Origin of the sequence: Micromonospora sp. NPDC049301, assembly GCF_040678715.1 — a bacterium.
Classification (GTDB): domain Bacteria; phylum Actinomycetota; class Actinomycetes; order Mycobacteriales; family Micromonosporaceae; genus Micromonospora.
Window position 1 is genome coordinate 845 of record NZ_JBFAQO010000016.1, and the last position, 22202, is coordinate 23046.

Consider the following 22202-nt stretch of genomic DNA (forward strand, 5'->3'; position numbering starts at 1 on the left):
CCCGCGAGGGCGGCTACCGCGGTGGTGACCGCGAGGGCGGCGGCTTCCGCGGTGGTGACCGTCGTGAGGGCGGCTACCAGGGCGGCGACCGCAGCCGATCCAGCTCGCCCCGAGAGGGCGGCTTCCGTGGCGGGGACCGCCGCGAGGGCGGCTACCGCGGTGGTGACCGCGAGGGCGGCGGCTTCCGCGGTGGTGACCGTCGTGAGGGCGGCTACCAGGGCGGCGACCGCAGCCGCTCCAGCTCGCCCCGCGAGGGCGGCTTCCGTGGCGGGGACCGCGAAGGTGGCTTCCGTGGCGGCGACCGCCGGGAGGGCGGCTTCCGTGGCGGTGACCGTGACAGCTCCCGGCCCGGTGCGCCCCGTGAGGGTGGCTTCCGCGGTGGTGAGCGTCGCGAAGGCGGCGGCTTCCGTGGCGGCGACCGTGAGGGTGGCTTCCGTGGCGGCGACCGCGAGGGTGGTTACCGTGGCGGTGACCGTCGTGAGGGCGGCGCTCCCCGTGAGGGTGGTTTCCGTGGTGGCGACCGTCGCGAAGGCGGCGGCTTCCGTGGTGGCGACCGTGGCGGCTCCCGTCCGGGCGCCCCGCGTGAGGGTGGCTTCCGGGGCGGTGACCGCGACGGTGGTTTCCGCGGTGGCGACCGTGAGGGTGGTTTCCGCGGCGGTGACCGTCGTGAGGGCGGCGCGCCCCGTGAGGGTGGTTTCCGTGGTGGCGACCGTGGCGGCTCCCGTCCGGGTGCGCCGCGTGAGGGTGGCTTCCGCGGCGGCGACCGCGAGGGTGGCTTCCGTGGCGGTGACCGCCGTGAGGGTGGCTTCCGCGGCGGCGACCGCGAGGGTGGCTTCCGTGGCGGTGACCGCCGTGAGGGTGGCTTCCGCGATGGCGACCGTGAGGGTGGCTTCCGTGGCGGTGACCGTCGTGAGGGCGGCGCGCCCCGCGAGGGTGGTTTCCGTGGTGGCGAGCGTCGCGAAGGCGGCGGCTTCCGTGGGGGCGACCGCGACGGTTCGCGGCCAAGTGCTCCCCGTGAGGGCGGCTTCCGGGGCGGCGACCGTGAGGGCGGCTTCCGAGGCGGCGACCGTCGTGACGGTGGTTTCCGGGGCGGCGACCGTCGTGACGGTGGTTTCCGGGGCGGCGACCGCCGTGAGGGTGGCTACCGCGGTGGCGACCGCGAGGGTGGCTCCCGGGCCGACGAGCGGCCGCGTCGCGAGGGCGAGTTCCGCCGCGACGACCGTGCGGGCTCCGAGTCGTTCGAGGGCGGGCGTATCCAGGCGCCGGCGTTGCCGGACGAGATCCGTGCGACCGACCTCGACAAGGACGTTCGCGCCGAGTTGCTCTCGCTGAACAAGCCGGTCGCCGAGACGGTGGCCCGGCATCTGGTCGCCACTGGCCAGCTGATCGACGAGGACCCGGCCGAGGCGCTGGCGCACGCGCTGGCCGCCCGGCGGCTCGCATCGCGCATCTCCGCTGTCCGTGAGGCGGTCGGTCTGGCCGCGTACCACGCGGGGGAGTGGCAGACGGCGATCGCCGAGCTGCGCACGTACCACCGGATGAGCGGCTTGCAGAGCCACCTGGCCGTGCTCGCGGACTGTGAGCGCGCCCTGGGCCGGCCGGAGCGGGCCATCGACCTGTTCCGCGGCGCGGACCGGGAGAAGCTGGACCAGGCCGTGGCGATCGAGCTGCTGATCGTCGCCGCCGGCGCCCGGGGCGACCTCGGGCAGAAGGACGCCGCGGTGGCGATGCTCCAGGTCCCGGACCTCACCAGCGAGGCCACCGTGCCGTGGACGGCTCGGCTGCGGTACGCGTACGCCGACGCGCTGCTCGCGGTGGGCCGCCGTGAGGAGGCCCGCGAGTGGTTCTCCCGCGCCGCCGACGTGGACACCGAGGGTGAGACCGACGCCGCCGAGCGGCTGCTGGAACTCGACGGCGTGGTCATCGAGGGCGACGACGAGGACGAGGCGGCCGAGGAGATCGCGGCTGGCCCGGGTACTCCCGGCGCGGTGCCGGCTCACCCGGACACCGAGCTCACCACCGGTGACGACGACGAGGACGACTTCGACGACGACGACGACGACCGCGACGACGAGGACGACTTCGACGACGAGGACGAGGACGACGACCGCGACGACGAGGACGACCTCGACGGCGAGGACGAGGACGACTTCGACGACGAGGACGAGGACGACGACCGCGACGACGAGGACGACCTCGACGGCGAGGACGAGGACCGTCACCCGGACGAGAGCGGGCACGCCGAGGCGGACGCCGCTGGCGACCGGACCGTGGCGGCCGGCGACGGCGACGCGGTGAACACCGACGGGAACGCCCCGGCCAAGGGCGACGAGTCGGGGCCGACGCAGCGGTGAGCGCGGACGCCGGGGATCGGCTGATCGACGGGTACACCCTGGTCGTCTTCGACCTGGACGGGGTGATCTACCTGATCGACCGGCCGATCCCCGGCGCCGTCGAGGCGGTGGCCCGGCTGCACGCCGAGGGGCGGGCGGTGGCGTACGCCACCAACAATGCCTCCCGCCGGTCCAGCCAGGTCGCCGACCTGCTGACCGGGATGGGCGTGCCAGCCCGGCCGGAGGAGGTGCTCACCTCTGCCGCAGCGTCGGCCGAGCTGCTGCGCGACCGGCTGCCCGCCGGCGCGCCGGTGCTGGTGGTCGGCGCGGAGGCGCTGCGTGCCGAGCTGCGCGCCGTCGGGCTGACCCCGGTGTCCCGGGTCGACGAGAAGCCGGCAGCGGTGGTGCAGGGCTACGGTCCGCAGGTCGGCTGGGCCGAACTGGCCGAGGCGTCGCTCGCGGTGCGGGCCGGCGCCATCTGGGTCGCCACCAACACCGACCGGACGCTGCCCAGTGGCCGGGGACCGCTGCCCGGCAACGGTGCCCTGGTCGCCGTGTTGCGGACCGCGCTGGAGCGGGATCCCGACGTGGTGGTCGGCAAGCCGGAGTCGGCGCTGTTCGAGACCGCAGCCCGGCGCAGCGGCGGGGGCCGCACCCTGGTTGTCGGCGACCGGTTGGACACCGACATCGAGGGCGCACGCCGGGCCGGGCTGGACAGCCTGCTCGTACTCACCGGTGTCAGCCGCGTACCCGAGCTGCTCGCGGCCGAGCCAGGGCGTCGTCCCACGTACGTCGCGCGGGACCTGGCGGGGCTCTTCGACCCGGCGGCCGTGGTGCGGGTCCCGGGGCCGGCGGACGCCGGAGGCTGGTCGGTGACGGACCGCGACGGCACCCTGGAGCTGGCCGGCTCGGGCCGGCCGCTGGACGCCCTGGCGGCACTCTGCGCGGCGGCCTGGTCGGGCCCGGCGTCGGCGCGGATTCGCCCGGCGGGCCCGGACGCGGCCCGCGCGCTGGAGAGCTTCGGTCTGCCCACGGGCGGGTGACCGCGGGTCGCTGGCCCGGACGCGTGGGCGCTCGTCAGAGCAGCTTGCGCAGCTTCAACAGGTCGAACGGGTTCGCCTTGATCGACACCCGGCGCGAGGTCACGGCGCTGGTGACGTCCAGGTCGCCGCGGACGAGGGCGAGCAGGTCGTCGCTGGACGTGCTGAGCGCGATCTTGGCCTTCGGGTCGTCGCCGTCGGTCAGCTCGACCAGCCGCCCGTCGCTGATCCGGCCGTGGAAGGCCGCGTCCAGGTCGGTGATCCGGCAGGCCAGCGTCCGGTCCAGGTCGATCCGTTCGCGCACCGTCTCGGCGTTGCGATCCAGCCGGGCGGCCAGCTCGTGCAACGCCTGCCGGCACTCGTCCACGCTGGCCACGTCTCCCCCTCGCTGATCGCCACGCCGTCCTCGGCACCGTACCGCACAGGACGGTCCGGGGTGCCCGGTAGCGTGACACCTGCACACCCGCCCCGCGGAAGGACTCAGGCATGCAGGACGCGTGGCGCGCCTACCTCGAACTGGCCATGGGCCTGGCGGAGGCGCCCCGGAAGAAGGCCCAGGACGTGGCACGTCGCCTCGTCGGCTCCGGCGGCGCGACCGCCGCCCAACTCCAGGCCCTCGGCGAGGAGCTGGTCACCACCAGCGCCGCCAACCGGGAGGCGCTGACCAAGCTGGTCCGTTTCGAGGTCGACCGGGCCCTCGGCGCGGTCGGCCTGGCCACCGCCGACGAGGTGGCCGAGCTGACCCGGCGGGTGCGCGACCTGGAACGGCAGTTGCGCGAGGCGCGGGCCGCCGAGCCGTCCAGCGCGCCGCCCGCCGGTCCCACCGGGCAGCCCGACCCGACCCGCGCCGCCCAGCCCGACGCGGGTCTGGTGCCGTCGGACGGCGAGTTGGGAGCCCCGGTCTCCGCGCCGGTGGCCAAGAAGGCCGTGGCCAAGAAGGCCGTCGCGAAGAAGGCCGTGGCCAAGAAGGCGGTTGCCAAGAAGGCGATCGCGAAGAAGCCCCCCGCGACGATCAGCCGGACCGCCGAGGAGCCCCCGACCCCGTCGGACATGCCGGCCAAGAAGACGGTCGGCCAGCCGCGACCGGACGGCACCTCGTGAGCGCCGCGCCGACCGGCCGGAGCCTGCGGTGACCGGCGACGCGCGTCCGGGCCCACCGCCCGGCGCACGCCCGGGACCGCCACCGGGCGTCCGGCCCGGTCCGCCGCCGGATCTCGGGGACGACGACGCGCGGCACCCGGCCGTCGACGCCGCCGTGCGGGCCATGGCCAACGCGGCGACGCTCGCCCCGGCCGACCAGATCGCGCAGTACGAGGCGGCCTACGAGACGCTGCGGGAAACCCTCGTCACCATCGACCAGACCTGAGCGGGACGACCAGGCCTGAGCAGACCGGAGAACCACCCATGGCACGTCGCAACCGGCTGGACGCCGAACTCGTCCGCCGCGGTCTCGCCCGCTCGCGAGAGCAGGCCGCCGCGCTGGTGGAGGCCGGCCGGGTCCAGCTGCGTGGGGTGCCCGCGCGGAAGGCGGCCGCGATGGTCGACCCCGCCGACCCGCTGCTGGTCACCGGCGCCGACCCGACCGAGGAGTACGTCTCCCGGGGCGGGCACAAGCTCGCTGGCGCGTTGGCCGCGTTCGGCCCCGCCGGGCTGGGCGTCGCCGGCCGGCGCTGCCTGGACGCCGGCGCGTCGACCGGTGGCTTCACCGACGTGCTGCTGCGCTCCGGCGCCGCCGAGGTGGTGGCCGTGGACGTCGGCTACGGGCAGCTCGCCTGGTCGCTGCGCACCGACGAGCGGGTCCGGGTCCTGGAGCGCACCAATGTCCGTACGCTCGACCCTGAGGTGATCGGCGGGCCGGTCGACCTCACGGTGGCCGACCTGTCGTTCATCTCGCTGCGGCTGGTGTTGCCGGCGCTGGCCGGCTGCACCCGCGACGACGGCGACCTGGCGTTGATGGTGAAGCCGCAGTTCGAGGTCGGCAAGGACCGGGTCGGTGCCGGCGGTGTGGTGCGCGAGCCGGCGCTGCGCGCCGAGGCGGTGCTCGACGTGGCCGCCGCCGCCGCGCAGCTCGGCCTCGGTCTGGCCGACGTGGCGGCCAGCCCGCTGCCCGGGCCGAGCGGCAACGTGGAGTTCTTCGTATGGTTGCGCCGGGGTGCACCGCCGGCCGACCCGCAGCGGGTGCGGGCCGTGGTGGAGGCGGGGCCGGACGGCCGGACGACGGCCGGCGACGTGCCGGACGCGGCGGCGGAGGAGGTCGCAGGATGAACGCGGGCAGCGAGCGTTGCGCAACGGCGCGCGGGACACGCCGCCGCTGCGGGGTGTCGGAGACGGCAGGGCGTCGTCCCCTCGTGGACGGGTGGCCCCTCCGATGAGCCGGACCGCCCTGCTGGTGACCCACACCGGCCGTCGGCGCAGCACCGAGCACGCCCGCGCGGTCGCCGCCGATCTGATCGCCGCGGGCTTCGAGGTCCGGGTGATCGCCGACGAGGCCGATGACCTCGACCTGCCCGGCGTGGTGCCGGTCGTCGGGCCGGAGGCCGCCGAGGGCGCGGAGATCGTCTTCGCGCTCGGCGGGGACGGCACGTTCCTGCGCGCGGCCGAGCTGGCCCGCCCGGCGAAGGCGCCCCTGCTCGGCATCAACCTCGGCAAGGTGGGCTTCCTGGCCGAGGCCGAGATCAACGACCTGGACACCGCGGTCCGTGACGTCGTCGGGCGCAACTACACCGTGGACGAGCGGCTCACCCTGGACGTCACGGCCGAGTTCGACGGTGGTCCGACCATCGAGTCCTGGGCGCTCAACGAGATCAGCGTCGAGAAGGGCGAGCGGGCGCAGATGCTCGAACTCCTCGTCGACGTGGACGGTCGGCCGCTGTCCCGCTACGGCTGCGACGGCGTGGTCTGCGCTACCCCTACCGGCTCCACCGCGTACGCGTTCTCCGGCGGCGGGCCGGTGGTCTGGCCGGAGGTGGAGGCGCTGCTGCTGGTGCCGATCAGCGCGCACGCGTTGTTCAGTCGCCCGCTGGTCACCGCCCCGACGTCCACGTTCGTGATCACCGTCGACCCGTTCACCACCCTCGCGGTGCTCTGCTGCGACGGCCGGCGGGTCTATGACCTGCCGCCCGGCGCCCGGGTCACGGTGCGGCGGGGCGCGTTGCCGGTGCGCATCGTCCGGCTGCGGGCGCGCCCGTTCACCGACCGGCTGGTCGCCAAGTTCGGGCTGCCCGTGCACGGCTGGCGCGGCTCGCGTCGCTGACCCACCGTCCGGCAGGGCGTCGCCCTCAGCGGGTCAGCAGGTCCGGGATGTCCGGCGGAAACCCGCCGGCCATCCGACGGCCCCGGGTCCGCCGCTCGATGTCCACCTGGCGACATGTCGCTGGTGCGGCGCGCCGCACCTAGTGACCACCCGACGCGCTCCGTCGCAGACTCCGATCGGTTGATCTCCCTGAGACCGGCCCCCTGGAGTAGAGGAGCGCATCGCATGCACTGGCCCCCACGCTGGCTGACCGCCGGCGCGGTCGGCGCGCTGGTCGTCGGGCTCGCCGCACCGGCGTCCGCCGCACCGTCCGCCCGGCCCACCGGCCCGAACCCGGGACCGGCCGTCCCGGGTACCGCGCCCGTCCACATCACCCTCATCACCGGCGACCAGGTCGAACTCGTTCAGGCGGCGCCCGGCCGGCTGGCCGCCACCGTCCACCCCGGTCCCGGCCGCGAGCGGATCACCTTCCACACGGTGGAGGCCGACGGTGGGCTGCGGGTGCTGCCCAGTGACGTCGTGCCGTACCTCTCGGCCGGTGTGCTCGACCCCAACCTGTTCGACGTGCAGGAGCTGGCGGCCGACGGGTACGGCGACGCCGCGCAGGGCACGCTGCCGCTGATCGTGCGCTACCAGGAGCCGGCCGCCGGCCGGGTCCGGCCGCTGGCCGGCGCCACCGACGCCCGGCCGCTGGAGAGCATCAACGGCGCGGCCCTGCGGGTCGCCCAGGGCGACCTCGGTGGTCTGTGGACGACGCTGCGCGGCGCTGCGCAGGCGCGTACCGCCGGAACGACCGCCCGGCTCGGCGCCGGCGTCGCCCGGATCTGGCTGGACGGGAAGGTCCGCCCGGCGCTGGAGCACAGCGTGCCGCAGATCGGCGCGCCGGCGGCCTGGGCCGCCGGACGGGACGGCAAGGGCGTCCGGGTGGCGGTGCTCGACACCGGTGTCGACGCGACCCACCCCGACCTGGCCGGCCGGATCGCCGAGGCGCAGGACTTCTCCGGCAGCGGCAGCGCCCGGGACGGGCACGGCCACGGCACGCACGTGGCGGCCACCATCGCCGGCAGCGGCGCCGCCTCGGACGGGCTGCGCAAGGGCGTCGCCCCCGGCGCGCAGCTGCTGATCGGCAAGGTGCTCGACGACGGCGGCTCCGGCTCCAGCTCGTCCATCATCGCGGGCATGGAGTGGGCCGCCCACTCCGGCGCGAAGGTGGTCAGCATGAGCCTCGGCGGCTCCCCGACCGACGGCACCGACCCGATGAGCCAGGCGGTCAACGACCTGACCGCCGAGACCGGGGCGCTCTTCGTCATCGCCGCCGGCAACGAGGGCGCGCCGCGTTCGGTCGGCTCGCCGGGCGCGGCCACCGCGGCGCTCACCGTCGGCGCGGTGGACCGCGACGACAACCTCGCGACCTTCTCCAGCCGCGGACCGCGGCTCGGCGACAACGGCCTGAAGCCGGAGATCACCGCGCCGGGCGTCGGCATCATCGCCGCCCGGGCGGCCGGCACCACCATGGGTACGCCGGTGGGGGACGCGTACACGACGGCGTCCGGCACCTCGATGGCGACTCCGCACGTCGCCGGGGCGGCCGCGATCCTCGCCCAGGACCACCCCGACTGGACCGCCGGGAAGCTCAAGGACGCCCTGGTCAGCACCACCAAGGCGAACCCGGAGCTGACCGTCTTCGAGCAGGGCGGCGGCCGGGTCGACGTGGCCCGGGCACTCAGCCAGCGGGTGTACGGCTCGGCCACCGCCGACTTCGGTCGGGTGTCCACCGGCGGCGCGGCGGTCGAGCGGACCGTCACGTACACCAACGGCACCACGGCCCCGCAGACCCTGCGGCTGGCCCTGGAGCTGCGCAACCTGGACACTGGCGCGGCCGAGCCCGACGGGGTCACCGCCGGCGGCGGCGAGGTGACCGTCCCGGCGGGCGGCAGCGTGGCCGTGCCGCTGCGCGCCGACCCGGCGAAGCTGGCCCGCGGCCCGCACGGCGGGTGGCTGGTCGCCACCGGCGCGGACGGCGTCGCGGTGCGTACCGCCGTCGGGCTCACCCTGAGCGGCCCGGTGCACACGGTGACGCTGAAGGCGCTGGACATGCAGGGGAAGCCGGGCCTGGCACCGGTGCTCACCCTCTTCGGCGAGCAGCCCGAGTCCGACTTCATGGGCTGGATCCCCGGCGAGACGCAGGTGCAGGTCGAGGAGGGCCCGTATCTGGTCGAGGCGCTGATCGAGCACGGTGCCCCGCTGGACGAGCAGATCACCCTGGTCACCGACCCGGAGCTGATGGTCACCGGGGACGTCACCGTCGTGCTCGACCCGCGCAAGGGAACCCCGGTGCGGATCGAGACGCCGAAGCCGACCGAGCAGCGGGCAGCGATCAGCTTCTACGAGCACCGGATCTTCGGCAACGGCCGGCAGGTCGACCACGGTGTGATGACCTTCAGCACCATCCAGCAGGTCAACGTCACGCCGACCCGTCAGGTGCGCCAGGGCGAGTTCGAGTTCGCCTCGCGCTGGCAGCTGGTCGCGCCGATGGTGGACGCCCGGATCAGCGGGTTCTCCGGTCCGCTCGACATCAACCTGATGGGCTACTCGCCGGCGCCGGCCGGCCGGCAGAAGCTGCCGCTGGTCTGGGCCGGCACCGGCACCCCCGCCGAACTTGCCCGGGTGCGCGGCGCCGCGGCGCTGCTCACCGCCAGCCCGGACGTCTCCGAGGAGGAGCAGATCGCGGCGGCCGCGGCGGCCGGTGCGAAGTCGGTGCTCATCGTCCGGCCGGCGGACTGGAGCGCGTGGACGGTCTGGAACCCGGTGGGAGACCGGCTTCCCGTCCCGGCGATGGTGGTGGCGTACGACGACGGGCAGCGGCTGATCGCGACGGTCCGCAAGGGCCGGGCGACGCTGGACCTGACGCTGACCGTGGACAGCCCCTACCTGTACGACGTGTGGCAGGTCTCGAAGGGCCGGGTGCCGGAGCGGATCCTGCACACGGTCACCGCGAAGAACACGGCCGAGGTGAGCGCCAACTACGGTGACGTCGGCGGTACGGAGTGGGCCACCGAGCAGCGGTTCGGCTGGCGTCCGTGGCAGGAGACCTCCTGGAACGACGACCAGCGGCTGGTGCGTACCGGCACCACCCGGCAGGAGTTCGTCAGCTCCGGGGACGCCTGGTGGCAGCACCAGGTCCTGCACAAGATCACCTGGTCCTGGGGGCGCCTGCTCGGCGGGCTCACCCAGCAGCCCCGGCAGTACGCCGCCGACGACCGGGACACCGAGACCTGGCACGCCCCGGTGATCCGGCCGGCGGTACCGGCCGGCGCCGGTGCCCCGGTGCCGACCCGTACCGGGGACACCCTGAACCTGCGGGTGGCCGAGTTCGTCGACGCCGACGGGAACTACAGCTCGGCCGGCGCAAGCGAGGAGCCGGACACCGTCGAGGCCCGGCTCAGCCGTGACGGGAAGCAGATCGCCGACCTCTCCGGCGGGTGGGCAGCGGTGCCCACCACCGCGGAGCCGGCCCGCTACCGGCTGGACCTGGCCACGCAGCGCTCCTCGGACGAGTGGCGCTACGCCACCCGTACCGAGACGGCGTGGCAGTTCACCTCGGCCCGCCCGACCGGGGACGCGGCGAAGCCGTTGCCGCTGCTCCAGGTCGACTACCAGGTCCCGGCCGACCTGCGCGGCCGGGTGGCCGACGGTCGGACGCACCGGCTGGGTCTGACCCTGCGCCAGCCGGCGGGCGTACCGGCGCCGACCGGCACCAGCCTGCGCGTCGAGGTGTCCTTCGACGGCGGGAAGAACTGGCGCGCGGTGCCGGTGAAGGGTTCCGGCACCCGGTTCACGGCCACCGTGCCGGCCGGCCGGGGCGCGGTGTCCCTGCGGGTGCACGGCAGCGACCGGGCCGGCAACACCGTCGACCAGACCGTGGTCGACGCGTACGGGCTGCGCTGACGCGCGCGGGGCGGGGCGGCCGGGTGCCGTCCCGCCCCGTCCGGCTCAGATCCAGCCCCGCCGGGCGACCTGGAAGGCCAGCCCGGGGCGGGTGTCCACGCCGGCGACGGCCATCAGGTCGGCGAGTCGTCGTTGGACGGTCCGCCGGCTCACTCCGAGCTGCGAGGCGATCGACTTGTCCGGCACCCCGGCCACGAACAGCGACAGCAGTCGCGCCTCGTCGGCGTCCGGCCGGTAGCCGTCGCCGGGGTGGTCGTCCGGGTCGGATCGCCGGCCCTCGGTCGCCGGCACGGCGAGCGGGTCGTCCAGCCGCAGGCGGGTCGCCACCCGCCAGTGGCTCTCGAAGAGGGCGAGCAGCGCGTCGAGCAGTTGACTGCGGCCGATCACGGCGGCGCTCGGTTCGCCGCCGTCGCGGTCGGGCACCAGCGGGCAGACGGCGGTACGGGCGTCCACGATGGCCAGTCGGACCGGCAGCCGGTCCAGGACGCGGGCCTGCTCGCCGGCGGCGACCCCCTTGGTCAGGTCGGCCAGCGCGCCCGGCTCCAGCAGCAGGTCCCGCTCGTAGATGGCGCGGTAGCTCACCCCGCGGGCCAGCGCGTCGAACTCCTCGACGTTCTCCGGGCCGGCCATGGCGAGGGGGTTCGCCCGGCAGAACCAGAGCACCTCGGTACGCGCCGAGTTCTGCAGGTCGCGGAGCCGATCGCGGAGCACCCCGGCCCCGGTGATCACCTCGACCAGGTGGTCGCCGTGGTGGCGGCGCAGCCCGGACCGGTACTCCTCGGCCAGTTGGGTGACCCGCCGCCGGGCCGCCTCCAGGTCCTCCTGCCGGCGCAGCAGCGCCGCGCCGAGGGCGACGTCCGGTGCGGTCGGGCGCAGCGGCGCGTCCGGGTCGGTGTCGGTGGGCAGCACCAGGCCCTTGATCCGCAGGGCCTCGACCTGCGCGACGACCTGCTCGCGGGGGCGGTGCAGCCGGCGGACCAGCTCGTCGATCCGGGCCGTGGTGAGCTGGAGCAGGCAGCGGTAGAGCTCCTCCTCAGCCGGGGTCAGGCCGATCACGTCCAACACGGGGCAGAACTGTACGTCGGCGCGGTGTCGGCCGCGCCGCGACCTGCCCGCGGGTCCGTCGGCTGGTCAAGTGTCGGGCCTCGCGTCTACTGTCGGTTGCTGTGCTGGAAGAGCTGCGCATCACCGGACTGGGCGTCATCGAGGACACCACGCTGCCGTTGACCGGCGGGATGAACGTCATCACCGGCGAGACCGGTGCGGGCAAGACGATGGTGGTCACCGGCCTCGGCCTGCTCTTCGGGGGCCGGGCCGACGCCGGGCGGGTCCGTGCCCAGCCCGGCCGGGCCGTGGTCGAGGGGCGGCTGCGCCTGGAGGGTCGCGTCGCCGACGCGGTGCACGCCCGGATCACCGACGCGGGTGGCGAGCCCGACGAGGACGGGTCGCTGCTGCTGAGCCGCACGGTGACGGTCGAGGGCCGGTCCCGCGCCCACCTCGGTGGCCGGAGCATGCCGGTGTCGATGCTCGGCGAGGTCGGTGAGCAGGCGGTGGCCGTGCACGGCCAGTCCGACCAGCTGCGGCTGCTGCGCCCCGCCGAGCAGCGGGCCGCACTGGACCGGTTCGCCGGCCCGGAGCACGAGAAGCTGCTCGACGCGCTGCGCGAGGCGTACGCCGGTTGGCGGCGGATCGTCGACGACCTGGCCGACCGGCGCCGCAACGCCCGCGAGCGCAACCAGGAGGCGGACCTGCTGCGGCTCGGCCTCGACGAGATCACCCGGGTCGATCCGCAGCCGGGTGAGGACGACGAGCTGAAGACCGAGGCGCAGCGGCTGGAGCACGCCGAGGGGCTGCGTACGGCGGCGCAGCTGGCCCAGCAGTGCCTGGCCGGCGGCGCGGAGGCGACCGACGAGACACCGGACGCGACGGCGTTGCTCGGCACGTCCCGGCGCACCCTGCAGGCGCAGGCCGGCACGGATCCGGCGCTGGGTGAGCTGGCGGTCCGGCTGGAGGAGGCGGCCACGCTGGTCACCGACGTCTCCGCCGAGCTGTCGGCGTACCTGGCGACGCTCGACGCGGATCCGGCCCGGTTGCAGCACGTCTACGAGCGGCGGGCCGCGTTGCGCGCGCTGACCCGCAAGTACGCCGACGACGTCGACGGGGTGATCGCGTGGGCCGAGCGGGCCCGCACCCGACTGTCCGACCTGGACACCTCCGACGACCTGCTCGACGAGTTGGAGCGGGACGGGCAGCGGCTGGCCGGTGAGGTGGCCGATCTGGCCGGTCGGGTGTCAATCTCCCGGCAGGAGGCGGCCGTCCGCTTCGCCGAGCAGGTCACCGTCGAGCTGGCCGGGCTGGCCATGCCGCACGCCCGGATCGAGGTGGCGGTGCTGCCCCGGCCGGCCGGTCGGTCCGAGCCGGCGCTGTCGGTCAACGGCGTGGAGGTGGGCGTCGCCCCGGACGGCGGCGACGAGGTGGAGCTGCGGTTGCTGGCCCACCCGGGCGCGCCGTCGCTGCCGTTGCAGCGCGGCGCCTCCGGCGGTGAGCTGTCCCGGGTGATGCTCGCCATCGAGGTGGTCTTCGCCGGTTCCGGTGGTCCGCCCACGCTGGTCTTCGACGAGGTCGACGCGGGGGTCGGCGGTCAGGCGGCGGTGGAGATCGGCCGGCGGCTGGCCCGGCTGGCCCGCAGCCACCAGGTGCTGGTCGTCACCCACCTGCCGCAGGTGGCGGCGTTCGCCGACCGGCACCTCGTGGTGGCGAAGGACACGGGCGGCGCGGTGACCACCAGCGGGGTCCGGGTCGTGGAGGACACTGAGCGCGCCCGGGAGCTGGCTCGGATGCTCGCTGGTTTGCCCGATTCGGATCTGGGTATCGCGCACGCCGAGGAGCTTCTGGCCGTGGCGGCCAAGGAAAGGCGCCCGTGACGCCGCGTATTGTGAGCGCAAGCACACCGGCTTGCGCCGACGTGTGCTTCCCTGGGTAGGCGGCCCTGCTCAGGCATGTCGCGACAGAAAAGCCTGCCTCACATGCCAGGATGGTCACGATGCGTCTACCCACGTTGCGCCGGAACCGGATCGCGGAGCCGGGCAGAGTCCTCGGCACCGCGCGCCTCGATCGCCGGACAAAACGCCTGGTCGGTCGGTTACGCCCCGGTGACATCGCGGTCATCGACCACGTCGACCTGGACCGGGTGGCGGCCGATTCGTTGGTCGCCGTCGGTGTCGCCGCGGTGCTCAACGCCAGGCCCTCGGTCTCCGGCCGCTACCCGAACCTCGGCCCGGAGGTGCTGATCGCCGCCGGCATCCCGCTCCTGGACGACCTGGGGGAGGGCGTCTTCGAGCAGATCCGCGAGGGCGACCAGGTGCGCATCGAGGGCAACACGGTCTTCGCCGGCGACGAGCCGGTGGCGCACGGCAGCCTGCAGGACGCCGAGTCGGTCGCCAAGGCGATGGCCGACGCCCGGGAGGGGCTCTCGGTGCAGTTGGAGGCGTTCGCCGCCAACACCATGGACTACCTCCGTCAGGAACGCGACCTGCTGCTCGACGGCGTGGGCGTGCCGGACATCCAGACCCAGATGCAGGGCCGGCACTGCCTGATCGTGGTGCGCGGCTACGACTACAAGGCCGACCTGGACGTGCTGCGTCCGTACATCCGGGAGTTCAAGCCGGTGCTGATCGGCGTGGACGGCGGCGCCGACGCGCTGGTCGAGGCCGGATACACCCCCGACATGATCATCGGGGACATGGACTCGGTCACCGACGACGTGCTGCGCTGCGGGGCCGAGGTGATCGTGCACGCCTACCCGGACGGGCGGGCGCCCGGCCTGCCCCGGGTCAACGGCCTCGGCGTCCCGGCGGTGACGTTCCCGGCGGCGGCGACCAGCGAGGACCTGGCGATGCTGCTGGCCGACGAGAAGGGCGCCTCGCTGCTGGTCGCGGTGGGCACCCACGCCACGCTGGTCGAGTTCCTGGACAAGGGTCGCGGCGGGATGGCCTCGACGTTCCTGACCCGGTTGAAGGTCGGCGGCAAGCTGGTCGACGCCAAGGGCGTGAGCCGGCTCTACCGGCAGAGCATCTCCGGTTCGTCGTTGCTGTTGCTGGTGCTCTCGGCGATCGCCGCGATGGCCTCCGCGGTGGCCGTCTCCACCGTCGGGAAGGCGTACTTGGGCGTGGTCGCCGAGTGGTGGGACAATTTCGTGTTCCAGCTGTACCGGCTCTTCTAGTTCCCGACCGATCAAGAGGCTGCAAGCGTGATCAACTTCCGGTACCACGTGGTGTCCCTCACCGCGGTCTTCCTGGCTCTGGCCATCGGCCTGGTGGTCGGCACGGCCGCCCTCAACGGCCCGGTCGCCGACTCGCTCGAGGGGCAGGTCGCCGGGCTGCGCAAGGACAACCAGCACTGGCGCCAGACGGTCAACAACATGGAGAAGCAGCTCGGGCTGGAGGAGGAGTTCGCCGAGGAGATGTCCCAGGTCGTCCTGCCGGGCACCCTCGCCGGGCGCCGGGTGGTGGTGCTCAGCCTGCCCAACGGGCGCGACCACACCGAAGGGGTGCTCAAGAAGCTCCAGCTCTCCGGGGCCACCATCACCGGCCGCGTCGACCTGCAGGACAAGTTCATCAACCCGGACAACAACTCCAACCTCCTGGAGTTGGCCGTCACCGCCGCCCGGCCGACCGCGCAGACCACCGGTCTGCCCGGCAACGGGCACGGTGTGGAGACCTCGAGCGCGCTGCTGGCCAGCGTCCTGCTGGATCGGGCGCAGGGCACCACGCCGGTCAGCGACGCCGACCGGCGGGCGGTGCTCGCCGCGTACAACAACGCGGGCTACCTGACCACCGACGACAACAAGGTCACCGGGCCGGCGGAGGCAGTCGTCGTGGTCAGCGGCCAGCCGTACGTCGACAAGGACTCCGACAAGCGGGACCAGTCGGTCGTCAAGATCGCCGAGCAGTTCGACCGGACCGGAGCGATCGTGGTGGGCGGCAACGGTTCCGTCGGCGGCAACCTGGTCGCCGTGGTCCGCGGTGACCCGGTGCTGTCCCAGACGATCTCCACGGTCGACAACGCCAACACCGTGCAGGGTCAGTTGGTCACCAGCCTCGCCCTGGTGCAGCAGCTCACCGAGAAGAAGGCCGGTCAGTACGGCGTCGGGGACAACGCCGCCTCGCTGCTGCCTAGACTGCCCCAGTGAGCGAACGACGTACCCCCGTGTCCGAAACCGACGAGGCGGCGCGTGAGCGAGCGCAGCGCGCGAACCTGAGGCACCGCAGGGCGGCGTCGCACGCCGCTGCCGAGCGAAGCGGGGCGACGGCGTGAGGGCGCTCGGCCGGCTGCTGATCGCCGGAGCCGGAGCCGCCGCCGCCCGGTACGCGCTGCGCGAGGTGCGTACCGCCCCGGTCGGGCCCGCGCTGGAGCGCACCAACTTCCGCGGCCGGACGGTGACCCTGGCCGCCGGGCCGGCGCTCGCCGCCGGCGTGGCCGCCGCCGGCGCGTTCGGCGCCACCAGCGCCGCCTCCGGCGGAGCCGCCCTGGTCGCCGGCCTCGGCGCCGGCGGCGTCGGGCTGTACGACGACGTGGTCGGCGCGCGCCCGGAGCAGAAGGCCGCGAAGGGCTTCACCGGGCACCTCGCCGCGCTGCGCGAGGGGCGGGTCACCGCCGGGCTGGTCAAGGTCATCGGGGTCGGCGCCGCAGGGCTGGGCGCCGCCGCGCTGCTCGCCGCCGACTCCCGGGTCGCCGGGCACCCGCGCCGCCAGCGCCACGGCGCGTTCGGTCGCGGCGTCGACGTGCTGCTCGGCGCCGGGGTGATCGCCGGCACCGCCAACCTGCTCAACCTGCTCGACCTGCGGCCCGGCCGGGCCATCAAGTCGGGGCTGCTGCTCGGCGCCCCGCTGACCGGCGGCCCGCACGGCGGGATTGCCGCGGGCGCGGCCGGCGCGGCCGGCGGTCTGCTCCGCGACGACCTAGCCGAGGAGGTCATGCTCGGCGACAGCGGCGCGAACGCCCTCGGCGCGGTGCTCGGCGTCGCGCTCGCCGCCCGGACCGGCCCGCTCGGCCGCGCCGGGCTGCTCGCCGTGCTCGCCGGCCTCACCGCCGCCAGCGAGAAGGTCAGCTTCACGTCGGTGATCCAGCGGACCCCGGGGCTGCGGGAGCTTGACGCACTGGGCCGGCGCGCCGACTGACGTGACCAGACCGGCACCCCTCGCCGGCGCCGGCCGGCTGGCCGGGGCAGCCGCGCTCATCGCCGTCCTCACCGTGCTCAGCCGCCTCGCCGGCTTCGGCCGTACCGCCGTGTTCACCTGGAGCCTGGCACCCACCGACCTCGGCGGCGCCTACGTGGTGGCCAACGCGGTGCCGAACTTCATCTTCGAGATCGTCGCCGGGGGAGCGCTGGCCAGTCTCGTCGTACCGCTGCTGGCCGGCGCGGTCGCCGCCGGTGACCGGGCGGCGGTCGCCCGGACCACCGGCGCGCTGCTGACCTGGACGCTGGCGCTGCTGGTGCCGCTCGCGCTGCTCGTGGTGTTCGCCGCGGGCCCGGTCGTCGGGCTGCTGGGCGACGGGCTGACCGCCGCCCAGCAGCAGAGCGGCACCCGGATGCTGCGGGTCTTCGCACCGCAACTGCCGCTGTACGGCGTCGGCATCGTGCTCACCGGGGTGCTCCAGGCGCACCGACGCTTCGCCTGGCCGGTGCTGGCGCCGCTGCTGTCCAGCCTCACCGTCATCGTCGTCTACCTGGGATTCACCGCGACCCAGGGCCGGCTGGCAACCGTCGGCGGCGTGAGTCCCGGTGGCGAGCTGCTGCTGTCGGCCGGCACCACTGCCGGCGTGGTGGTGCTGTCGCTGTCGCTGCTGATCCCGGTCCGGCGGCTGGGCCTGGGGCTGCGGCCCGGGTTCGGCTTCCCCGCCGACGCGCGGGCCCGGGTCGGCGGGCTGGCCGTGGCCGGCGCGGTGACCGTCACCGCGCAGCAGATCGCGCTGATCGTCAGCCTGCACCAGGTCACCTACGGCGCGCAGACCAACCCCGGCGTGTACAACCTCGCCCAGACCGTCTACCTGCTGCCCTGGGCGGTGCTGGCGGTGCCGCTGGCCATCGCCGCGTACCCGACCCTGGCCGCCGCCCGGGCCGCCGGCGACGAGGACACCTACCGGTCGACCCTCGCCCCGGCCGTGCGCGGGGTGCTCCTGTTCAGCTGCCTCGGCGCGGCCGCGCTGATCGGCACGGCCGGGCCGGTGGCGCGGTTCTTCTTCAGCGACCCGTCCGCCGCCTCGACGGCCGCCGCCGCGATCATCGGCTTCGCACCGGGCCTGCTCGGCTACGGCCTGTTCGCGGTGCTCACCCGGGCGCTCTACGCCCGGGGGGAGACCCGGGCGGCGACCGTCGCCACCGCGGTCGGCTGGCTGGTGGTTCCCGGTGCCGTCCTGCTGCTCGGCGCGGTGCTGCCGCTGCGCGACCGGGTCCTCGCGGTCACGTCCGCCAACTCGGTGGGCATGCTGGTGCTCGGGGCGCTGCTGGTCGCGGCGGTGCTGCGCGGCGCCGGCCGTCCGGCGCTGGCCGGCGCCGCCCGCGCCGGGGTGGCCGGCGCGCTGGCCGGAGTGCTCGCCGCGCTCGCCGGGCTCGGCCTCACCCGGTGGTTCGACACGCCGGGCGGCGGCACCCCGACGATGGCGGCGGCACTCGGTCAGGGCATGCTGTCCGGGGTTCTGGTCGGGGCCGTGTTCCTCGCCGTGGTCTGGTTCGTCGACCGGCGGGACGTACGGCCACTGCTCGGCGGGGTGCTGCGGCGCCTGGGTCGGGCGGGCCGGCGGGGGTCGCGGGACGGCGCCGCTACGCCGGCGTCGGGCGCGGTTCCCCCGGAGCAGGACGACGGGAAGGAGACGGTGGTCCGGTGAGCGCGAGAAGTGAGCCGAGTCTGCCCATCCTGCCCACCGAATGGTCGGGCAGCGTCGCGCTGGTGCTCGCCTCCAGCACCGGCGGGGTCGGCCAGCACGTCCGGTCGGTGGCGCGGGGGCTCGTCGCGGCCGGTGCCACCGTGCTGGTGTGCGGGCCGGCGGCGACGCAGGAGCAGTTCGACTTCACCGGGGTCGGCGCGCGCTTCCAGCCGGTGGAGATCCCGGCCAGCCCGACGCCGGCCGACGCTCGCGCGGTGCTCGCCCTGCGCCGGGCGCTCACCGCCGCCCGGGTCGACGTGGTGCACGCGCACGGCCTGCGCGCCGGGCTGGTCGCCGTGCTGGCCCGTCCGGCCGCCCCGCTGGTCGTGACGTGGCACAACGCGGTGCTCGCCGGCGGGCTGCGTGGCGGCGTCTCCCGACTCGTCGAGCGGATCGTGGCCCGGGGCGCCCGGGTGGCTCTCGGCGCCTCCGGGGACCTGGTGGAACGGGCCGCCTCGCTGGGCGCCGCCGACGCCCGGCTCGCCCCGGTCGCCGCGCCGACGCTGCCCGCGCCGCGCCGACGCCGTGCCGCCGTCCGGGCCGAGTTCGGCGTCCGCCCCGACCAGCCGCTGATCGTCTCGGTCGGCCGGCTGCACCCGCAGAAGCGGTACGACGTGCTGATCGACGCGGCGGCCCACTGGCGCACCCGCACTCCGCCGCCGGTCGTGGTGATCGCCGGCAGCGGCCCGGCGTACCTGCCGCTGGCCGCCCGGACCTCGGCGGCCCGCGCCCCGGTGACCCTGCTGGGGCACCGCACCGACGTGGCCGATCTGCTCGCCGGCGCCGACCTCGCCGTGGTGACCAGCGACTGGGAGGCGCGGCAACTCTTCGCCCAGGAGGCGCTGCGGGCCGGCGTACCGCTGGTGGCGACCGCCGTCGGCGGGCTGCCCGAGCTGGTCGGCGACGCCGCCAGACTGGTCCCCGCCGGCGACGTGGACGCCGTCGACGCGGCGGTGCGCGCCCTGCTCGACGACCCGGCGGCCCGCTCCGAGCTGGGCCGGCGCGGCGCCGAGCGGGCGGCGACGTGGCCCACCGAGGCGGACACGGTGGCCGCGTTGGCAACCCTCTACGCCGAGCTGGCCGTTGCCCCCACCGGTCCGGCGGCCCCGGACCCCGACGCCCCGATGACGGGACACCGGTGATGCTGCGCCGACTCGCCCCCGCCCTGTTGACCGTGCTCGTGGTGGCGCTGGGCGTCACGGCGCTGGCCGCCCGTCCGCCCCAGGGCACCCCGCAGCGCACCGCCGACTTCGTGGTGCTCGCCGGGATCGCCGGGCTGCGCTGGGAGGACGTGGATCCGCAGACCACCCCCACACTGTGGCGGATGGCCCAGGACGGCTCGATCGGCTCGCTGTCGGTGCGTTCCGCGCACCGGCCCACCTGCCCGGTGGACGGCTGGCTGACCCTGGGCGCGGGCAGCTTCGCCGCGTGGAACGGCAGCCGGCCGGCCGGTGGCTGCCCGTCGGCCGGGGTGGCCGTGGAGCAGCCGGACGGCATCGGCGCGAATCTGCCCGACCAGGAGAGCGTGGTCCAGTACAACCAGCAGCGGCTGCCCTGGGGCACCCTGCCCGGGTCGCTGTCGGAGTCGGTGCGCTGCTCGGTCGCGATCGGTCCCGGTGCGGCGGTGGCCGCCGCCCGCCCGTTCGGCCGGGTCGACCGGTACGCCTCGGGGCTGCCAGCCGACCCGCGCACGCTGCTCGGGTCGTGCGTGCTCAGCATCGTCGACCTCGGCACGGTCGACGGGGAGGACCCGACGGCCCGCGCCGAGGCGGCCCGCGTGGCGGACGCCCAGCTGGCCCGGGTGCTGGCCGCCCGGCCGCCGCGGTCACTGGTGCTGGTCGCCGGGATCTCCGACACCGCCCAGCCGTCCCGACTGCACGTGGCCGTCGCCGACGGGCCGGGCTGGGAGCGCGGCTGGCTCACCTCGGCCAGCACCGGCCGGGACGGGTACCTGCAACTTGTCGACCTCGCGCCGACCGCGCTGGCCGCGTTGGGCCGGCCGATGCCGGAGCGGCTCTTCATCGGCCGGCCGGCGGTCAGCACCGGCGGCCGCCCCGCCGACCTGACCGAGGCGATCAACGCGCCGGCCGACGCGGACCGGGAGGCGGCCGCGCAGCGGAACGTCTCCGGCCGGTTCTTCACCCTCCTCGCCGGGTTGCAGGTGCTGCTGGCCCTCGCGGTGCTGCCGCTGCTGCGCCGGGCCCGCCCGCACGCCGGGCCCTCGGGGCCGACGCCGGCGCCCGCGCGCGTCGTGGCGGTGGCGGAGCTGCTGCTGGTCGCCGCGGCGTTGACCGTGCCGGCCGCGCTGCTCGCCGACGCCGTGCCGTGGTGGCGGGGCGAGCACCCGGCGTGGATCTTCGCCGGGGTGACCGCGTCACTGGTGGTGGCCGGCACCGCGGCGGTCCGGTTCGTCCCCGGGTACGCCGCCACCCTCGGCCCGTTCGGCGCGGTGGCCGGCCTCACCACCCTCGTCGTCGGGCTGGACGTGCTCACCGGGGCCCGGCTCCAGCTCAACGGCGTGGTCGGCTACTCCGCGTTGCAGGGTGGCCGGTACGCCGGCCTGGGCACGGTCGGGTTGGGGGTGTTCCTCGCCGGCGCGCTGCTGAGCGCGGGCTGGCTCGCCCAGCGGGTGCACCGTCGCTGGCGGCCGGCGGTGATGGTGGCCGTGGGTGGCCTGGCCGTGGTCGTGGTCGGCAGCCCGTACCTGGGTTCCGACCCGGTCGGCGCGATCGCGCTGACCGCCGGCCTGAGCGTGGCGGCCGCGATCAGCGCCGGCGGCTGGCTGACGATCAGCCGCCTGGCCTGGGCCACCATGGCCGCCCTGGCGGTGGGCATCGGCTTCGCCGTGGTGGAGCTGCGCCGTCCGGCGGCCGAGCGGGGCAGCCTGGGCCGGTTCCTCTCCGCCGTGGGCGACGGCACCGGCGGGTTCACCGTGCACCGGTCCAGCACTGAGAACTTCGAGACGCTGGTCAACAGCCCGCTGACCGTGCTGGCCCTGGCCGGCGGCCTGCTGGTGTGGTTCGCCCTGTTGCAGCCGTGGGGCGGCCTGACGCGACTGTTCGGCATCTACCCGGCCGTGCGGGCCGCGCTGGCCGGCACCGCGGTCGCCGCGGTGCTCGGTGGCCTGCTCGACGGCGCGGCGCTGGACATCGCCGGCGCAGCCGCCGCGGTGGTGGTGCCGATGGCCGCGCTGGCCTCGCTGCGGGTGCTCGGGCACGCCGCGGACCGCACCCGCCCGGGCGGGGGCCGCTCCCGCGACGACGGCGCCGGCGACGACTCCGGCTTCGGCGGCAACGGGCCGGCCGGTGGGGGTGACGGCCCGACCGGCGGTGGCGGGCCACTGGGCGCGGGTCATCCCCGCCCGATCAGCGGTCCGCCCGCCATGGTCGGGCGGCCACCGACACCGGCCACGCCGGCCGACCAGACTCCCGACGAGCCGGCGGAGCCGACGCCGGACGCTCCGGCGGCGCCGCCCGCCGCGCCGGCCCAACGGCCCGCCGAGCCGTCGGAGGCCGACCCGTCGGACACCGTGCCGCCCCCGTCGGGGCCGCCCCGGCAGGCCACCCGATCATCGACCGAGGTTGCCGCTCCCTGAGCGCCGGGCGTCGCCGTGGTGGACCGGTGGTGACCCACCCGGGGTGCGGCCTGCGAGTACCCGCCCGGGAGGTGTTACCGTGGAATCCCGTGGATCGCGTGATCACT

General features: G+C 75.5%; 17 protein-coding genes. 14 read left to right on the plus strand and 3 right to left on the minus strand.

Features of this window, described 5'->3' with window-relative positions:
- Positions 1-1364: hypothetical protein (locus AB0K07_RS29255; protein ID WP_363760346.1), on the minus strand; the 1364-nt coding region annotated here is incomplete at its 3' end.
- On the opposite strand from AB0K07_RS29255, the gene AB0K07_RS29260 reads away from it, so the two are divergent.
- Positions 1353-2354, plus strand: coding sequence for a hypothetical protein (locus AB0K07_RS29260; protein WP_363760539.1), 1002 nt, complete (start codon positions 1353-1355; stop codon positions 2352-2354). The genes AB0K07_RS29255 and AB0K07_RS29260 overlap by 12 nt on opposite strands.
- Positions 2351-3376 (plus strand): HAD-IIA family hydrolase, encoded by a 1026-nt coding sequence (locus tag AB0K07_RS29265; protein WP_363760349.1) that lies wholly within the window; start codon positions 2351-2353, stop codon positions 3374-3376. The genes AB0K07_RS29260 and AB0K07_RS29265 overlap by 4 nt, the downstream gene beginning before the upstream one ends.
- A gap of 34 nt (positions 3377-3410) precedes the next feature.
- Here the strand turns inward: AB0K07_RS29265 and AB0K07_RS29270 are convergent, their stop codons facing one another.
- A complete protein-coding gene (locus AB0K07_RS29270) occupies positions 3411-3749 on the minus strand; it encodes an SCP2 sterol-binding domain-containing protein (RefSeq protein WP_363760352.1) in 339 nt (112 codons plus the stop codon).
- A gap of 110 nt (positions 3750-3859) precedes the next feature.
- Here AB0K07_RS29270 and AB0K07_RS29275 point away from each other — a divergent pair, with 110 nt between their 5' ends.
- The 5 genes from AB0K07_RS29275 (at position 3860) to AB0K07_RS29295 (ending at position 10574) form a co-directional block, all read left to right on the plus strand.
- Positions 3860-4474, plus strand: coding sequence for a hypothetical protein (locus AB0K07_RS29275; protein ID WP_363760355.1), 615 nt, complete (start codon positions 3860-3862; stop codon positions 4472-4474).
- Between the two features lie 28 nt (positions 4475-4502).
- Positions 4503-4739, plus strand: a complete 237-nt coding sequence (locus AB0K07_RS29280) for a hypothetical protein (protein ID WP_363760358.1) — start codon at positions 4503-4505, stop codon at positions 4737-4739.
- A gap of 38 nt (positions 4740-4777) precedes the next feature.
- The gene (locus AB0K07_RS29285) at positions 4778-5638 is read left to right on the plus strand and encodes a TlyA family RNA methyltransferase (RefSeq protein ID WP_363760361.1); all 861 of its coding nucleotides are present in this window, start codon (positions 4778-4780) and stop codon (positions 5636-5638) included.
- A 103-nt stretch (positions 5639-5741) separates the two neighbouring features.
- Positions 5742-6626, plus strand: coding sequence for an NAD kinase (locus AB0K07_RS29290; protein ID WP_363760364.1), 885 nt, complete (start codon positions 5742-5744; stop codon positions 6624-6626).
- A gap of 225 nt (positions 6627-6851) precedes the next feature.
- Entirely contained in the window at positions 6852-10574 is a 3723-nt protein-coding gene (locus AB0K07_RS29295) for a S8 family serine peptidase (RefSeq protein ID WP_363760367.1), read from the plus strand.
- 45 nt (positions 10575-10619) lie between these two features.
- Here AB0K07_RS29295 and AB0K07_RS29300 read toward each other — a convergent pair whose 3' ends face one another.
- Positions 10620-11639, minus strand: coding sequence for a helix-turn-helix domain-containing protein (locus AB0K07_RS29300; RefSeq protein ID WP_363760370.1), 1020 nt, complete (start codon positions 11637-11639; stop codon positions 10620-10622).
- 101 nt (positions 11640-11740) lie between these two features.
- Here AB0K07_RS29300 and recN point away from each other — a divergent pair, with 101 nt between their 5' ends.
- The 7 genes from recN to AB0K07_RS29335 all read left to right on the plus strand — a co-directional run bounded on the left by recN (position 11741) and on the right by AB0K07_RS29335 (position 22095).
- A complete protein-coding gene (recN, locus tag AB0K07_RS29305; protein WP_363760373.1) occupies positions 11741-13498 on the plus strand; it encodes a DNA repair protein RecN in 1758 nt (585 codons plus the stop codon).
- 119 nt (positions 13499-13617) lie between these two features.
- Positions 13618-14796, plus strand: a complete 1179-nt coding sequence (gene steA / locus AB0K07_RS29310; RefSeq protein WP_363760376.1) for a putative cytokinetic ring protein SteA — start codon at positions 13618-13620, stop codon at positions 14794-14796.
- A gap of 27 nt (positions 14797-14823) precedes the next feature.
- Entirely contained in the window at positions 14824-15765 is a 942-nt protein-coding gene (locus AB0K07_RS29315; RefSeq protein WP_363760379.1) for a copper transporter, read from the plus strand.
- A gap of 121 nt (positions 15766-15886) precedes the next feature.
- A complete protein-coding gene (locus tag AB0K07_RS29320; RefSeq protein WP_363760382.1) occupies positions 15887-16753 on the plus strand; it encodes a hypothetical protein in 867 nt (288 codons plus the stop codon).
- Between the two features lies 1 nt (position 16754).
- Positions 16755-18461, plus strand: a complete 1707-nt coding sequence (locus tag AB0K07_RS29325) for a lipid II flippase MurJ (protein WP_363760385.1) — start codon at positions 16755-16757, stop codon at positions 18459-18461.
- Between the two features lie 26 nt (positions 18462-18487).
- Entirely contained in the window at positions 18488-19642 is a 1155-nt protein-coding gene (locus AB0K07_RS29330) for a glycosyltransferase family 4 protein (protein WP_363760542.1), read from the plus strand.
- On the plus strand, positions 19642-22095 hold the full coding sequence (locus AB0K07_RS29335; protein ID WP_363760388.1) for a hypothetical protein: 2454 nt from the start codon (positions 19642-19644) through the stop codon (positions 22093-22095). Before AB0K07_RS29330 ends, AB0K07_RS29335 begins: the two co-directional genes overlap by 1 nt.
- Positions 22096-22202 lie beyond the last annotated feature (107 nt).